Raw genomic sequence first — 15,986 nt, 5'->3', positions numbered from 1 at the left:
AGAATGTTATGAAGTTTTGATGACAGTTCCGCCGGGGTCCGTTACCGGCGTCAGCTCAGGAGCACGACGCCACCGGGCAGCGTCTTGCGGGTAACGCCGAACGCCTGCTCGATCTGCGTCAACACCTCGTCGGGCCGGTCGATGCGGAAGCGGCCGTTCACGGGACGGCTGCCGAGCTGCGCATTCAGGAGAACGATGCGTCCCGAGCGATAGCGGTTCAACTCGGCCACCACGTCCGACAGCGGAGTCATGCGGAACAGCAACACGCCGTTGGTCCACGCCGAGACAACTTCCGGATCGATGTCCGCGACCGCGCCCAACACGCCGTTGCCGTAGGAAACCTGCTGCTTGTCGCGCAGCGTCACCGTGCGCTGTCCATAGCTGACGTCGACCTGCTGACGCAGGCAGGTCACACAGGTCGATGTGTCGAGAACGCGGATTTCGAAATTGGCATTGAGCGTGCTCGCGCGGCCGCCGCCTGCCTCCACGACGAACGGTCGTGTTACCGGCGCAGGAACGCTGATCGACGCCTCCCCGGCGACCAGTTCGATGCCGGCTCCACTGTCCCTCGTGCCGAGGGCAATGCTGGTGCGCGTGTTCATCCGGATCGATACGCCGTCCATCACCGTGATCCGGCGCTGCTCGCCAACCTGAGTGCGATAGTCTGCGCGCAATTCGGACCAGGAGGGCCACATCCCGAACGGCGGCCGTATCACCATGGCACCGGCGACGGAAGCCGCGAGCGCACCGCCGATCATATGGCGCCGCGTCAGCACGGATGGACGACGGGTGGCATTGCCGACGCTTTGCCCTTTGCGCAGATGCTCACCGGCCGGCCCCATTGCGCCCCACAGCCGGCTCGCGGACGCAAAGGCTTCCGCGTGGGCGACGCTCCGGCTTTGCCAGTGCTTCAGCGCCTCCACGTCCGCGGACGTCGCCTCGCCGGAGGTCAGACGCCTGATCCAGGCATAGGCCTCACGTTCCAGCGGATCCAGCGCATCGTCATTGTCCGGACGAACCATCTATAACTCCACCCGAGGCCCATGCCGGCCTGTGGCGAACCATCTCCATGGCTGCTGACGTTCATCCCTAAGACGTTTTTCGACCGGCAAAGCCGCACAACAAATTTTGCTCTCCCGCATCATTTGGGCGTGTTCCGTTTGAAGCGCGAGGCGCAATATTCCTGCGCCGCCCGCAGTTCCTGTTCGACCATGCTCACGGAAATCCCGAAGCGCGCGGCGATCTCGCGGCGTGTCATTCCGTCAACACGCGCCGCCAACAGTATCTCCCGCCGCCGCGCCGGAAGCTTGGCGATGATGTCGCTCAGCCGGACTATCTCCCGTTGGTTCTCGACCACTTGCAAGGGTCCAGGCGCATCATCGGGGACATTGATCACGGCGTCGATGTCGGCCTTCGTGAGGCGTCGCTGTTCGGCGCGACGCTGGTCCAGAGCAGTGTTGATGGCCATGCGGAAGAGATAGGCCAGCGGATTGCGGATTGTTCCGACGCTTTCGCCTCCCGCAAGCCGCAGATAAGTATCGTGCAGCGCGTCTTCGGCCCATTCCTGTGATCCCAGCCGCCGCGCAAGGCGGCGCGTGAGATCGGCATAGCGCTTGACGAACAGGGTCCGCAGGGCGGAGCCGTCTCCGATACCGTCGCGGCCGGGTTCTTTCGCGTCGCCGCTGTCGTCGGAGGGATCGCGGAGCTTATCCATGGCTCCGCCCTTTCCCCTCGGCGGCGCAGTTAACGATGCCGGAGGAGCGCGGCAGCATCACAAATGTAAAAGGCTGCGCCAGCCCGGCCGGCGGCGGCTCGCCAATCGAGGCGGCAGCCACCGCGTCAAGGATCGCTGCATCCCGGTCCGGGTCGTTCGTCGAGCCGAGCAGGACCGGATGCATCACCTCGCCAGCCGGGCCGATCCAGAATTTCATGGCAAGGCGGTAGTCCCCCGGTCTGGTCCGCGCAGTGCTGCACAGGGCGCGGCCGATGCCAGCCTGCAGCAGGCTGAAATAGCCTTGCTCGTCCCTGCCGCGGTTCGCCAGCGCCGCCTTGGCGATAGCAGAGGGTGAGCGCGCAATCGCCGGTTCCGGAGCGTCCGGCACAATGACGATCGCCTCGTCAGCCGTGTATCGCGCGACGAGCCCACTACCCCTAAGCAACCGTTGAAGTGCCACATCGGAGGGCAGTTCGCCTTTCACCTCGACCGAGGTGCGGCCCACCGCCAAGTTTCCGTCATAAAGCACGACGACTCCCGTCACGGCGCTGAACGTCTCCAGCGCGGATGCAAGTTGTTGCGCCGGGAGGTCGAACACGAAGCGATGATCGGCCGCGCGGAGGCTGCCGGAGATGAAGGCGATTGCAGTACCGAAGATCACGACCCAGCGCAAATATCGCCACCGGTTCCTCACAACCGGCCTGTTCATCGTCAAACGTACCCCCAAATTCATAAGCGCGTGTCGCGGACCCTAGCCAGCCAGTGTCACAATCCCATGTCGGACGTGGTACACACGGGTCGCTGCGATGCTGATATTATAATGTCAATGGCTTTGCGAGCGTCCGGCTGTTCGTGACCGAGCCACCAAACGGCAGCACCGCCCGCTTCAGGCTTTAGGTGGTCGTCCGATTTACGTCGTCGATGTCTTGCCAAATCACGTCACGCTCGATGCGGAAACGGCGGACCCAGGCCACCGCTTCACCCCTTAGCTCGCGCTCGGCTTTATGTGTGCTGGATAAGCGAATGCAACGCCTTGACCGCGGCTTCCCGGTTCTCCACAGGCACAAACAGACTGACCGAATGCGGCGACAACACATAACTGTCGGGGACAATCCCGTGATGTCCGAGAACCTGCAACGCCCTGAACGGCAATTCCGACGAAACGCCGCCGAAGCAGGTGAGACTCACCGAGCTTGAAGCCTCGCGCTGCTTGCGCAGATCCTTAGCGTGCTCCAGCGTGCGCAATAGGGCGTCGAGCCACTCTGAATCACAAGCCACGGTCATGCTGGTCTTTCCCGCGGTGAAGCTCGAGGCGAGGAGCTGCGGCCAGGACAGGCTGTTTTGCTTGAGATGCTGCGCGAATTTCTCGAAACCGTGATTGAGATCCTTGGAATCGATTTCCACATGCTCAATGCGAGCCATCGAGTTGACGGCCAGAACCTTTCCGTTTTCCATGCCTGCAACCTCTTTCATCACTTGCGTGCTGTGTTCAACGCCACCCCACTGCTTGAGAACCAGAGGCACATCCTGACTTTGCGCCAGCTCTACGCTGCGAAAATGCAGGATCTTTGCACCCCAGAAGCACATTTCGGACAGGGATGCGAAGTCCACGCGCCGCAGGGGCTTTGCATCCGACACGATGCGCGGATCGGCCGAACAAATTCCGTCGACCTCTTTGATGATTTCACAGCGTTCGGCTTTCAGCGCCGCGGCCATCGCAACGGCCGTGGTGTCGCTGCCGCCGCGGCCGAGCGTGGTGATTTCCCTGGTCGCCGGGTTCACGCCCTGAAATCCTGCCAGCACCACAACGCGCCCACGATCGAGTTCCTCACGCACGCGAATGGGCCGTACATCCAGAATGCGTGCCGAGGAATGGGAGTCGTCGGTCATCACGCCGGCCTGGCTGCCGGTGAAGCTGATCGCTGATACACCGAGGTCGGAAAGCGCCATGCTCATCAGGGACATGCTGATGCGCTCACCGGTCGTCAGCAGCATGTCGAGTTCACGGCGATTGGGAGCAGGGCTTACCTGATAAGCCATCTGGATCAACTGGTCAGTGGTCTTGCCCATGGCGGAGACGATCGCCACGACACGATGACCACGGCCATGCAGCTCGGCGAGACTGCGCGCAACCGCGCGAATTTTCGTCGGTGTTTCGAGACAGACACCGCCATATTTTTGCACGATGATGGGATGGTTGCGCATCTAACCTCGGTGAGAAGCCTCGCCTGTCTCGTCCATAGAACCGACACCGCTGATCCATGTGCCGACGACTTCAAAGTTCGGATTGAAGGCGACAAGGTCCGCGCGGTATCCGGGCGCGATCCGTCCAAGCTCGGACTCCAGGCCCAGAAATGCAGCTGGCGTCCGAGAGGCCATGATGAGGGCATCGACAAGGGAGATTCCGGCGAGCGCAACGGCGTTGCGCACCGCTTCGATCATGGTGAGGTGAGCGCCCGCGAGTGTGCCATCGGGGCCAGTCAGGCGATTTTCGTGCAACGTGATCTGCCTTCCCTGCAGCATGAATTGCCGGTCGTTCGTATCAGCCAATGGCATGGCGTCAGTGACCAGCATCAATCGATCGCGTCCCTTGCAGCGGAAGGCAACGCGCAAACCAGCGCGGTCAACGTGGATGCCGTCGCAGATGATCCCCGCAAACAGCCGGTCATCCCAAAGCGCGGCGCCCACCAAGCCCGGCTCCCGGGCGTTCAACTGCGACATGGCATTGAACAGATGGGTCACGCCCGAGACACCGTGATCAACCGCCTGGCCGATTTCGGCCGCGGTGGCGTCGCTGTGGCCGGCCGCGATACGCAATCCGGCGCCGATCAATTCGTCGATCATGGACGCGGGCACGCATTCCGGGGCCAAGGTCACAATGGAGCAGCCGCGGCCCCCAAAACTCTTGATCGCGGCAAGATCGCGCCGATCGGGCACGCGTATCTCGGCTTCCGGATGAATGCCCTTGCGAGACGTGTTGAGGGCCGGCCCTTCCAGATGAAAGCCGAGCACGCCGGGAATCTTCAGACAAGCCTGGGCGACTGCAGCCAATCGCTCGATGACCTCGCTGCGATCGGTGATGAGGGTCGGCAAGCAGCCCGTGGTCCCCTGCTTGCGGTGCGCCTCAACGATGCGTCGAACGCCAGCCTCCGTTGGCTGGTCGTTGAGAAGAACGCCCCCGCCTCCGTTCACCTGGATGTCGATGAATCCGGGTGCAAGGATCGCGTCTGCGGGAAGGTGGATGGAGGCGCGTGCCTCCGCCTCGCCGAAGGTAATGCTTTCAATCCGCCCCTGCGAGATCCTGACCGACCCCGGCCCGCGCATCTCGGCACCATCAAAGATGTGCTGTGCGGCAATCGTGAGAGAGACGGAAGACCCGGCGTGGCCCATCAGTATTGATCCGAGAACGGCAGTCACGGACTCGTGAGGCGAGTCCTGTACAAGACTTTATATGTACACCTAGGGCTTTGGGAGGACCCGGAGCGAAACCCTCGCGTTAACTTTCCATGGGAACAAAAGGTACCACGTATCTCGGCATTGACGGCGGCGGAACCCGCTGCCGTGCCCGGATCGAGGACGAAAACGGCAGGGTACTCGGTGAAGCGAGCTCGGGGCCTGCCACGACGCGGATTGGCTTCGAGAAGGCCTGGCGGTCCATTATGGAGGCCACTGAAGCGGCAGGCGCACAGACTGGACTGACGCGCGAGGATTTCGCGCGGATGCACGCTGGAATTGGCCTTGCCGGTCTTGGTCGCCGGGGCGCGGAAGCGGCGCTCAACGAGATCGCGCACCCCTTTGCGTCTGTCATCTTCATCAGCGACGGCCTGGCGGCCTGTCTCGGTGCCCATAGCGGCGCGGACGGGGCCATCGTGGTAGCCGGCACGGGCTCGGTGGGTGTCGGCCTGATCGACGGCTCCGAAATCCGTCTCGGCGGTTACGGCTTTCCCGTGTCGGACGAAGGCAGCGGCGCCGACATCGGCCTGCAGGTTGTTCGATTGGCGCTGCGGGCCGCGGATCGCCGCAGCGAGCTGACCCCATTGCTTTCAGAGGTGCTGGGTGCATTCGATCATGATCCTTATCAGGCCGTGGCTTGGTCTGAAGAAGCCAGGGCCACAGACTACGCTGCGTTCGCGCCGATCGTGATACGGCACGCCAATCAGGGCGATCCGGTCGGCCGTCGCATTGTCGAACGCGCGGCCGATGCCATTGGTGATCTGCTCGATCTGTTCCTGGCGAGAGGAATTGACCGGCTCTCATTGGTGGGCGGGCTCGCAGATGCCATTACGCCCTGGCTAACGCCTGACCTGCGCGCCCGCCTGAGGTGTCCCGACGCCGACGCGGCGGCCGGCGCGTTGCTGGTGGCGCGAGGGCGGCTTGACCTGCCCGGGAGAGAAACTGACCATGAACAGGCTTCAAAGTTCAGCGTTTGATGGCGCACGGATCAACTATATGGCCACCGAAGAAGTAGATCCCCGCTTTGCCGATCTTGATGCATGGTCGCTGACGTCAGCGATGGAAGCGATGTGGGAGGGCCAGCTTGCGGCAGTCGCGGCGATTGGCCATGCCCTTCCCGCGATCACTGCGGCGACCGAAGCGGCCAAAGCGGCGCTGGGCGATCGCGGACGCATTGTGTATGTCGGCGCCGGCACCTCGGGCCGCGTGGCGGTCCAGGACGGCGCCGAGCTGATGCCGACCTTCGCCTGGCCTAACGAGCGTGTCCGCTTCATCGTCGCCGGCGGAGACAGCGCGTTCGTCACCAGCGTCGAGGGCGCGGAGGACGATGTCGATGATGCGGTCACGCAGATCAATGCCGCGCGGCTCACGCCGCACGACGTGGTGATCGCTGTTGCCGCCAGCGGGACAACGCCATTCACGGTCGCGGCGCTGCAGCAGGCGGGCTCTTTCGGTGCGGTGACAATCGGTGTCGCCAACAATCCGGGCACCGCACTTCTGGCATCGGCAAAGTTTCCGATCTTGATCGAGACCGGCTGCGAGCTGATCGCCGGCTCTACGCGGATGAAGGCGGGCACCGCGCAGAAGGTTGTGCTCAACCTGATCTCCTCAGGGATCATGCTGCGCCTTGGCCGGGTGTATCGCGGCATGATGGTGAACATGCAGCCGACCAATGCCAAGCTGAAGCGGCGCGCCGAGGCCATGGTAGCGCAAATCGCGCACTGTGATCCGTCGCACGCGGCACGCTCGCTTGAGCAGGCCGAGGGAGACATCAAGACGGCAAGCCTTCTGGCGTTGGGTGTCGACAGGGTTGATGCCGAGGCCATTCTGAAAAACTGTGACGGCAATCTTCGGCGCGTGTTTGCCGAACTCGCCAAGGATCTCGTCAAGGATGTTGACCGGCATCACAAGGAAGCGCCGGCGCGCAAGCAAGGCGGAGAGGTTGAGCCGTGACAACATCCGCGATGGCGAGCGAAATCGGTGAAAGCGCGGATGTTGTCGCCAAAATTGTTCGTAACCGCGCCGCCACGCGCGACATCGCACAGCGAATTGGGATTGGCTCCGCCCCCCTGTGCGTCGTGTGCGGCCGGGGAAGCTCCGGGCATGCCGGGGTTTTCTTAAGATACCTTGTCGAGACGCGGCTTCGCCTTCCCGTTTCAGCCAGCGCTCCTTCGGTGATCACGGCATTTCGCACGCCCTTGATGCTGCGCCATGCGCTGTTCATCGTGATCTCGCAATCCGGGCGCAGCCCGGATCTTATTGCGGCGACCAGGTCGGCGCGATCAGCGGGCGCCCGCACCGTCGCCATCGTCAATGCGACGTCGTCGCCGGTGGCTGACGAAGCGGAGTTCGTCATTCCGATCGAAGCCGGCAGAGAGCACTCCATAGCCGCGACCAAGACCGTGATCGGCTCGATGGCCGCTAGCGCCGGACTTGTTGCCGAGCTGGCGGAAGATCACGCGCTGCGGTCAGCCCTCGACAGGCTGCCCGAGCGCCTGCACCGCGCACTGGTGCTCGACTGGTCCGGGATTGCCGATGATCTCGCCAACGCGTCAGCCGTGTTTGTGGCGGCGCGGGGCCTCGGCCTAGGCTCGGCGCGGGAGATCGCGCTCAAACTTTCGGAAATCCTGCGCCTGCCTTCCATTGGTCTGAGCGCCGCCGAGCTGCAGCATGGACCGCGGGCCGCGCTATCATCGCGCACGCCGGTTGTCATGATGCGCCTCATGGATGAAACGGCGGCCACGGTGGACGCGCTGGCAGAAGAATTGCGCGAGCAAAAGATCGCGCTGCATCTATGCGGCGGTCCGCATGGCTCGCTGCCCTGGTTGGCCGAGGATGACCCCGCCACCGACCCGATCACCATGCTCGTTCCAGCCTATCGGATGATCGAGCAGACGGCGCGCGCCTGCGGATTTGACCCGGATCGTCCCCCTCGCCTGAGCAAGATCACCGAGACGTTTTGACGGCTGACCGGCCCTAACGCCAAGACGTTCCATTTGGATCTTGCGTGTTTTTAGCGCCATCCCTTTTTTGTGATTAATATTTTTAATTATTTAATTGACGTTAAAATTAAATAAATTAAATCTGCGACATTATGTCACTCCGGATAATACTAAATCGTTTTTTCGAGGGTGATTGCCATGCTGAAGCAGAAACCGAGCGCTTTATCTGTGAAGGCGCAGCCGCTTCTGTCCGCGGAAACTAATTATACCCTTCATGATCTGACCGTCACGGTGGCCGGCCTTCCGACTGCCGGAGGTGTCCTCAAAGCCGATCGCTTCACGCGGGTGACTGTTGGCGACACGTTGACAGCCGCGGAACTCGCCGCATTGAGCTTCGCTCCGACACCCTTGCTGTCCGGAGACGTGTCGCCCTGGAACGGGGTGGTGATTTACGTTCCCCAAGACGGCGGTCGGCTGCCGATCCCATTGCTTGCCGACCTCCCTGCCGGCTTGACCGGGGACACACCTGTTGCGCTCACAGAGCTGCCCTCGAACGGTTCAGTGTTCTTGGCCGATGGAACGACCGCCGTCGCCCGCGGTCAAATCATCACTGCTTCACAACTATGCGGGTTGACGTTCAGCCCGGCCGCCGACGCGGTCGGACAGATTTCGCTGCTGCGCTATTGCAGCGCGGACCACGGATTCATGGGAGAAGTTCTGCTGATTGTCGGTCCCGGTACGCCCACTGCCAGTCCAACGGAGGCCGATACCGCTGATGGCAGCAACTCGGTCGCGCCACTCGCTCTTGCCCTACTGCTGGAGACAGGTCTTTCGTCCCTGAACTCGACGCAAGCTTCGGCTGCGGTCGATCCCAACGACGTCCTGCCACCCGATTCGTCGGCGCCATCGGGCCCGTCGGCCGGGTTGGCCGGTCAGGTCTTCGATCAGGCGGCAGCTCCTGTGCCCAGCGACATCGTCGGTGCGGCGCCCGCAATCCTGGCGCAGTCGGCGACAACAGACACAACTAGTTCGACCGGAACGAATGCATCGCCCTCCGACCAGACACGCCACCATCGTATCGGCTCGAGCACTCCTCCGGATTCCGGCAGCCTTACATTGAGGCCGCTGCCGTCGAGCGATCTGCTGCAGACGACATTGCCTAACCCGCTGACGACAACGACCACGTCCGCGTCGACGCTCAATTCCCCCGCGCCGATAACGACGAGCCTCCTGAATCGAGAGCTGATGATGGGTCCAACGTTGTTGGCCACCACGTTGGCGAACGGCCCTTCGAGCACGACCACACACTGGACCAATTCGGCCGGCGGATCCTGGAATGTCGCGGCAAACTGGGGTGCCGGTGTCCCGGGGCTTGCCGACAAGGTGGTGATGGATGCGACAGGAGCTTATACGGTCACGAGCACGAGCAATGTCGACATAAATAGCCTGGTCGTCGGTACAGGCGTAACCTTGTCGTGCAATCCCGGCACGCTATTCACTGTCGAAGGCAGCGTAGTCGACAACGGGATCATCCAGGCTGGCCCGTTCAATGGAAATCGAATTTCCAACGTAGACATCAAAGGCAATATCAGTGGCACCGGTTCGTTGGATGTTTCAAACCAGGCTGTCCTCGAGATCGGAGGTGCTGTTTCCGGACAACTGACAAACGGATCGTTTTCCGGGATAACCGTATCTTTCGATGCAGGAAACGGTGAGCTCGTCCTCGATCATTCGGCGCAGTTCCACGGTCTGATCGCAAACTCGTCGCCCGGGGCACCGCTTTCGGCGAATCAGCTCATCGATTTGAAGGACCTTGCGTTCACATCGTCGATGTCGACATCTGTTCAGTACGACATCACCTCAAACACCAGCACAGTAAACTTCAGCAACGGTTCTACCACCGTCTCCTTGCTATTCGCTGGAAAGGACCCGAACTGGACTCTGAATAGCGACGGGCATGGCGGCACTGTTGTCGCCGATCCGTCTGGCACGAATCCAATCGTGCTGGAGAATGAGTTACCGGGCACGCCGATGAGCGTGTGGCAGGTTGCTCCCGGTGCCGATTCGACCAAGCTCGAGGGATTCACGACCGCAATCAGCACCAATATCGGCGGCACGGTGCAGTTCAAGATCGATAATCTGACGGGCAGCCCGAACTATCAAATCCAGATCTATCGACTGGGGTATTACGGAGGAGACGGCGCCCGTCTCGTCACAACCCTGCAGCATCAGGGCACGTCATCGATCGCGCAGCCGTCACCGATCACGAATACTGCGACCGGGGAGGTCGACGCCGGCAATTGGAGCGTCACTGATTCATGGTCCATTCCGACCACGGCCGTATCAGGCGTTTATGTCGCCAACGTCGTCCAAGGCACTCAAGTTTTCCAGATTCCGTTCGTCGTCAAGGATCCCAACTCCACAAGCGACATCGTCTTTCAGACGTCTGATGAGACCTGGCAGGCTTACAACGGTTGGGGCGGCGCCAGCCTATATGGAGGCAACGGTCCTTCCCAGGGCGGCGCGGCCTACGCGGTCAGTTACAACCGCCCCATCATGACCCGAGATGGAGTAGGACTGTATGCGAATTCAGATGATACTGTGTTTGCAGGCGAAGATCCCGCAATCTACTGGCTGGAAGAAAACGGCTACAATGTAAGCTACATCTCCGGCATGGATACAGCAACCAATGGCGCGTTGCTGCTCAACCACAAGGTGTTCATGGATGCCGGACACGACGAATATTGGACCGACAGCCAGGTCGCGAATGTTCAGGCCGCGGCGAACACGGGCGTCAACCTGGTGTTCCTCAGCGGCAACGAGATCTTCTGGCAAACCCAGTTCACACCGAGCATAGACAGTAGCAAGACAGCCAATCGCACGCTGGTCACCTACAAGGACAGCCACTTTGAGCAATTGATCAACCCTAGCGGGCAGGGGACGGGCACCTTTGAGGCCCCCACCAATTGGGGCGGTGCCGCCATGCCGTCCAATGCGCTGACGGGAACGGTGTTCTCGGTTGATGAGAGCGGGAGTCTTGGGACGATCAAGATTCCCTACAGCATGACCCAGTTGCGTTTCTGGCGCAATACAAGCGTCGCGGCCACGGCACCCGGCCAGACAGCTTCGCTGGAAAGCGGCCTGTTGGGATATGAATGGGACTCCTCTCCCGATAACGGCTTCATGCCTGCCGGCCTGATCGACCTCTCTTCGACGACAGTCCAGGAATCTACGGCGTTCAATACGGAGTTCGGGAACGTCGACACAAGCGGTACCGCAACCCACAATCTGGTCGAGTACCGTGATCCCACCAGCGGCGCGTTGGTGTTCGGGGCGGGCACCGTCTTTTGGTCATGGGGCCTGTCAAACCAGCACGATTCTTCGCCGGACGGCAATCAGACAAACACTGACCCGAACGTCCAACAGGCAATGGTGAATGTGTTTGCGGACATGGGCGTCCAGCCCCAGACGCTGCAGGCAAGTCTGGTGATCGCGAGCCAGTCGACCGATCACACCGCGCCAACGTCCAAGATCACCAGCGTGTCATCCTCGTCCGTGATCGAAGGCCAAACCGTGACCGTAAGCGGTACCGCGACTGACGTCGGCGGCGTGATTGGCGGCGTTCAGATTTCGACCGACGGTGGAAAGACGTGGCACGTGACGAGCGGTCAAATTGGCACGCAAACTGTCAGTTGGACCTACACTTTCAATGCGCCGGCCAAGGGGTCGTACAGCATCGAAACCCGAGCGGTCGATGACAGCCTAAATCTCGAGACACCGGGTTCCGGCGTGTCGTACACGGTTTCACCGTCCTCGTCCCTCAACCTGTTTGGCTCCAGCGCCACGCCTGCTACGGCTGATGTAAGTGACCCAAAGGGCGTGGAAGTCGGCCTCAAGTTCACGTCAAGTACCAACGGCCAAATCACCGGGATCCGCTTCTATAAGGGGTCCCTGAACACCGGCGCCCATGTGGTTGATCTTTGGAGCGCCAGCGGCACACTGCTGGCGACCGCCACGTCCACCAACGAGACCGCCAGTGGCTGGCAGCAGGTGAACTTTTCGAGTCCTGTGAACATTGTTGCAGGCACGACCTATGTCGCCTCGTACCACATGACCAATGGCCAATACTCCGATACGCCTTACTATTTTGACACGCTCCAAAATCCGACAAACGGATCTCTTTCCGCAACGGCTGATGGTCTGAATGGCGTTTACGCCTATTCCTCAGGGAGTATCTTCCCCACTAATATCCCTGTCTCCGGCGACAACTACTGGGTCGATGTCGTCCTTAACGATACTGGCTCGACGACCGAGACGCCGCCGGTGCTGGTGACCCAGACCCCCAACCAGAATGCGGTCGTCGGCTCCGCCTTCTCGCTGACGCTGGCTGGCACCTTCAACGATCCCGATGGCGGCGCTCTCACCTATTCGGCAACTGGCTTGAACGGCGCGGCGCTTCCCTCATGGCTGACGTTCAACGCGGCGACACGAACTTTCAGCGGCACGCCGACATCGGCAAATGTCGGCACCCTTGCCGTCCAGGTTTCGGCCACCGATCCTGCCGGCCTCTCTGCCAGTGAGACTTTCAATATCGCCGTGACCACGGCGTCCGCGACGGTGAGCCTGTTCACCGCATCGAACATCCCGACGCAGACCAGCTTGAATGATGGCTCCGCGCTCGAGGTCGGGGTGAAGTTCACCTCGTCCACCGCCGGCCAGATCACCGCGCTCAAGTTCTACCGCAGTCCCGGCGATACCGGCTCCGATCTTCTCGACCTGTGGACCTCGACCGGCACCAAGCTTGCCAGCGCCACCTTCACCAACACCACCGCAAGCGGCTGGCAGACCGTGACCTTGGCGACGCCAGTCTCAATCACCGCCAACACCACCTATGTCGCGTCCTATCACACGAACGGCGCGTATGTGGCCACCAGCAATTTCTTCACCAACGCCGTATCGAGCGGCGCGCTGACGGCGCCCTCTTCCGCCTCGTCCGGCGGCAACGGGGTTTACTCCTATGGCGGCACCAGCACCGCCGGCATCTTCCCGACCAGCAGCTTCAGCGCGTCCAACTACTACGCCGACGTGGTGTTCTCGTCTGGCTCGACGACCGACACGCCGCCGGTGCTCGTGACCCAGACCCCCAACCAGAGTGCGGTTGCCGGCTCGGCCTTCTCGCTGACGCTGCCTGCCGGCACCTTCAATGATCCCGACGGCGGCGCTCTCACCTATTCGGCGACCGGCTCGAACGGCGCTGCGCTTCCCTCATGGCTGACGTTCAACGCGGCGACACGAACTTTCAGCGGCACGCCGACATCGGCAAATGTCGGCACCCTTGCCGTCCAGGTTTCGGCCACCGATCCTGCCGGCCTTTCTGCCAGCGAGACCTTCAATATCGCCGTGACTTCGACGTCCGCGACGGTGAGCCTGTTCACCGCATCGAACATCCCGACGCAGACCAGTTTGAATGATGGCTCGCCGCTCGAGGTCGGGGTAAAGTTCACCTCGTCCACCGCCGGCCAGATCACCGCGCTCAAGTTCTACCGCAGTCCCGGCGATACCGGCTCCGATCTCCTCGACCTGTGGACCTCGACCGGCACCAAGCTTGCCAGCGCCACCTTCACCAACACCACCGCAAGCGGCTGGCAGACCGTGACCTTGGCGACGCCAGTCTCAATCACCGCCAACACCACCTATGTCGCGTCCTATCACACGAACGGCGCGTATGTGGCCACCAGCAATTTCTTCACCAACGCCGTATCGAGCGGCGCGCTGACGGCGCCCTCCTCCGCCTCGTCCGGCGGCAACGGGGTGTACTCCTATGGCGGCACCAGCACCGCCGGCATCTTCCCGACCAGCAGCTTCAGCGCGTCCAACTACTACGCCGACGTGGTGTTCTCGCCTGGCTCGACGACCGACACGCCGCCGGTGCTGGTGACCCAGACCGCCAACCAGAATGCGGTCGTCGGCTCGGCCTTCTCGCTGACGCTGCCTGCCGGCACCTTCAATGATCCCGACGGCGGCGCTCTCACCTATTCGGCAACTGGCTCGAACGGCGCGGCGCTTCCCTCATGGCTGACGTTCAACGCGGCGACACGAACTTTCAGCGGCACGCCGACATCGGCAAATGTCGGCACCGCCGGCGTCCAGGTTTCGGCCACCGATCCGGCCGGCCTTTCTGCCAGTGAGAGTTTCAATATCGCCGTGACCACGACGTCGACGACGGTGAGCCTGTTCACCGCATCGAACACCCCGACGCAGACCAGTTTGAATGATCGCTCGCCGCTCGAGGTCGGGGTGAAGTTCACCTCGTCCACTGCCGGCCAGATCACCGCGCTCAAGTTCTACCGCAGTCCCGGCGATACCGGCTCCGATCTCCTCGACCTGTGGACCTCGACCGGCACCAAGCTTGCCAGCGCCACCTTCACCAACACCACGGCAAGCGGCTGGCAGACCGTGCCCTTGGCGACGCCGGTCTCGATCGCTGCCAACACCACCTATGTCGCGTCCTATCACACAAACGGCGCGTATGCAGCGACCAGCAACTTCTTCACCAACGCGCTCACGAGCGGAGCCCTGACGGCGCCATCCAGCGCTACGTCAGGCGGCAATGGCGTCTATGCTTATGGAGGAACGAACTCGGCCGGACTCTTCCCAACCAACACCTTCAGCTCCTCCAACTACTACGCCGATGTGGTGTTTCAACCTCAGCTCGCAGCGTGAGCTCGCCGATTGAGCCAATCAGCTTCTACGCACGCAGCGCAGATGCTGGTGAGCCCCGGTTGCACCACTCAGGAGAGGCGCGTGACATCAACGATGATTCGGTTGTGGTTGTCCGGGTTGACCAGGACGGGTAATTCGCACCCGGCAATGGTGCGCTTTTCGCGGCGTTGGGAACTGCTGAAGGACATGCGGGTCACCGCTTGCCAACCCTGCCCACCGTTCGGGAGGTTCACCCAGAGGACGATGTCCCACGTCCCGCCTGGTGCACTGCTCGGTCCCACCTCGTGCGCGGACAACACTTTCGCCGTGGCCGGCTCGAGCCCGAGGGCAGCGGCGCCGCCGGAAAGCGCGATCTCTGTCTGCTGCGGAGTGAGGCCGTTGACCAGCGTCGGCAACGACGCGGCATGCTCCACCTCCCGCCAGACGCGGGGAAACGCGTGATGGCCGGGCGCGTCGGCCAGCCGCTCGCTGAGTTGCCGGGCGCGTAAAGTCTCGGCGAGCCTTTCGGCGGCCTCTGGCCCGGTCGGCACCTGATCCCATTCGATCCTGAACCGGTTCGGATCGGCCAAGTCCACGGTGACGGGGAGCACCGCCCCAGGGCGGGGCCACTTCGGCTTAGGTACCTCGTAGCTGCTGTACTGCACCGCAGTCGCCGCGAGGCGCTCCGCGGTGATCACCCCGTCAATGTCGCACTTGGGACAAAGAATCGCCTCGCCAGCCGCGTCGGGGAACGGCGAACAGGCCACGACCTGCAACTGTCCGCCCACCGGGTTCGTGATCCGCACCCGCTTGCCCTCACTGAACCAACCCATCAACGTTCCCTCCAACAAACGGGCATGTCACGTCCGCTACATCGGATCGAAAGCGCGGATCGGCGGCAGATTGCCGTTGAACCGCTCCACCTCGACAGTCGTGAGATGGCCGGTGCAGCCTTGCGCGAAGGATGAGGTGCCGATGTCGCGGGTGAGCACATTCGGATTGCCGTGAACGCAGAGCGGTGTCTCTTCCTCCGGATCCATCGGGTCGTACCACGCGCCGGTCGGTAGCTGGACAACACCGGAAGCGATGCCGTCGGTGATGTGCACCGCGGCAAGGCAGGCCCCGCATAAGGCCTGACTTCGAGTCCAGCCTCGCTGTGACGCGCCGAGAACACG

The 15,986-nt window shown here is 62.1% G+C and carries 10 protein-coding genes and 1 pseudogene; 4 read left to right on the top strand and 7 right to left on the bottom strand.

What is annotated here, in order from left to right; translation table 11 throughout:
• Positions 1-50: 50 nt before the first annotated feature.
• From ACZYOF_RS14925 to nagA, 5 genes are all read right to left on the bottom strand, one after another.
• Entirely contained in the window at positions 51-1,022 is a 972-nt protein-coding gene (locus ACZYOF_RS14925) for a FecR family protein (protein WP_463716225.1), read from the bottom strand.
• A gap of 119 nt (positions 1,023-1,141) precedes the next feature.
• A complete protein-coding gene (locus tag ACZYOF_RS14920; protein ID WP_463716224.1) occupies positions 1,142-1,714 on the bottom strand; it encodes an RNA polymerase sigma factor in 573 nt (190 codons plus the stop codon).
• Positions 1,707-2,387: a TonB-dependent outer membrane receptor gene (locus tag ACZYOF_RS14915; RefSeq protein WP_463716223.1), complete on the bottom strand. Its 681-nt coding sequence runs from the start codon at positions 2,385-2,387 to the stop codon at positions 1,707-1,709. Before ACZYOF_RS14915 ends, ACZYOF_RS14920 begins: the two co-directional genes overlap by 8 nt.
• A gap of 329 nt (positions 2,388-2,716) precedes the next feature.
• A complete protein-coding gene (locus ACZYOF_RS14910; RefSeq protein WP_463716222.1) occupies positions 2,717-3,919 on the bottom strand; it encodes an aspartate kinase in 1,203 nt (400 codons plus the stop codon).
• Positions 3,920-5,104: an N-acetylglucosamine-6-phosphate deacetylase gene (gene nagA / locus ACZYOF_RS14905; RefSeq protein ID WP_463716221.1), complete on the bottom strand. Its 1,185-nt coding sequence runs from the start codon at positions 5,102-5,104 to the stop codon at positions 3,920-3,922.
• Positions 5,105-5,220: 116 nt separating this feature from the next.
• Between nagA and ACZYOF_RS14900 the strand changes: the two genes are divergently transcribed.
• The 4 genes from ACZYOF_RS14900 to ACZYOF_RS14885 all read left to right on the top strand — a co-directional run bounded on the left by ACZYOF_RS14900 (position 5,221) and on the right by ACZYOF_RS14885 (position 14,832).
• Positions 5,221-6,144, top strand: coding sequence for a glucosamine kinase nucleotide-binding domain-containing protein (locus tag ACZYOF_RS14900; RefSeq protein WP_463716220.1), 924 nt, complete (start codon positions 5,221-5,223; stop codon positions 6,142-6,144).
• Between the two features lie 19 nt (positions 6,145-6,163).
• Complete coding sequence (locus ACZYOF_RS14895; RefSeq protein WP_130579736.1) at positions 6,164-7,120, top strand: N-acetylmuramic acid 6-phosphate etherase; 957 nt, start codon at positions 6,164-6,166, stop codon at positions 7,118-7,120.
• A gap of 11 nt (positions 7,121-7,131) precedes the next feature.
• Positions 7,132-8,130, top strand: a complete 999-nt coding sequence (locus ACZYOF_RS14890) for an SIS domain-containing protein (protein ID WP_130579735.1) — start codon at positions 7,132-7,134, stop codon at positions 8,128-8,130.
• Between the two features lie 177 nt (positions 8,131-8,307).
• Positions 8,308-14,832 (top strand): DUF4082 domain-containing protein, encoded by a 6,525-nt coding sequence (locus tag ACZYOF_RS14885; RefSeq protein WP_463716219.1) that lies wholly within the window; start codon positions 8,308-8,310, stop codon positions 14,830-14,832.
• Between the two features lie 68 nt (positions 14,833-14,900).
• Here ACZYOF_RS14885 and ACZYOF_RS14880 read toward each other — a convergent pair whose 3' ends face one another.
• Complete coding sequence (locus ACZYOF_RS14880) at positions 14,901-15,644, bottom strand: hypothetical protein (protein WP_463716218.1); 744 nt, start codon at positions 15,642-15,644, stop codon at positions 14,901-14,903.
• Positions 15,645-15,680: 36 nt separating this feature from the next.
• Positions 15,681-15,935 (bottom strand): annotated as a pseudogene (locus ACZYOF_RS14875) (molybdopterin dinucleotide binding domain-containing protein); the annotation flags it as partial.
• Positions 15,936-15,986: the final 51 nt, after the last annotated feature.

The organism is Bradyrhizobium sp. LeoA1Lang (assembly GCF_055413685.1).
Note: the sequence above shows the minus strand (reverse complement) of the source record. Positions and strands in the feature narration are given on the sequence as shown.

What these genes read in the sequence shown, in the direction of transcription:
- ACZYOF_RS14925 (WP_463716225.1), bottom strand. Translation starts at nt 1,022, where the DNA reads ATGGTTCGTCCGGACAATGACGATGCGCTGGATCCGCTGGAACGTGAG.
- ACZYOF_RS14895 (WP_130579736.1), top strand. Translation starts at nt 6,164, where the DNA reads ATGGCCACCGAAGAAGTAGATCCCCGCTTTGCCGATCTTGATGCATGG.
- ACZYOF_RS14900 (WP_463716220.1), top strand. Translation starts at nt 5,221, where the DNA reads ATGGGAACAAAAGGTACCACGTATCTCGGCATTGACGGCGGCGGAACC.
- ACZYOF_RS14880 (WP_463716218.1), bottom strand. Translation starts at nt 15,644, where the DNA reads ATGGGTTGGTTCAGTGAGGGCAAGCGGGTGCGGATCACGAACCCGGTG.
- ACZYOF_RS14920 (WP_463716224.1), bottom strand. Translation starts at nt 1,714, where the DNA reads ATGGATAAGCTCCGCGATCCCTCCGACGACAGCGGCGACGCGAAAGAA.
- ACZYOF_RS14885 (WP_463716219.1), top strand. Translation starts at nt 8,308, where the DNA reads ATGCTGAAGCAGAAACCGAGCGCTTTATCTGTGAAGGCGCAGCCGCTT.
- ACZYOF_RS14890 (WP_130579735.1), top strand. Translation starts at nt 7,132, where the DNA reads ATGGCGAGCGAAATCGGTGAAAGCGCGGATGTTGTCGCCAAAATTGTT.
- ACZYOF_RS14910 (WP_463716222.1), bottom strand. Translation starts at nt 3,919, where the DNA reads ATGCGCAACCATCCCATCATCGTGCAAAAATATGGCGGTGTCTGTCTC.
- nagA (WP_463716221.1), bottom strand. Translation starts at nt 5,104, where the DNA reads ATGGGCCACGCCGGGTCTTCCGTCTCTCTCACGATTGCCGCACAGCAC.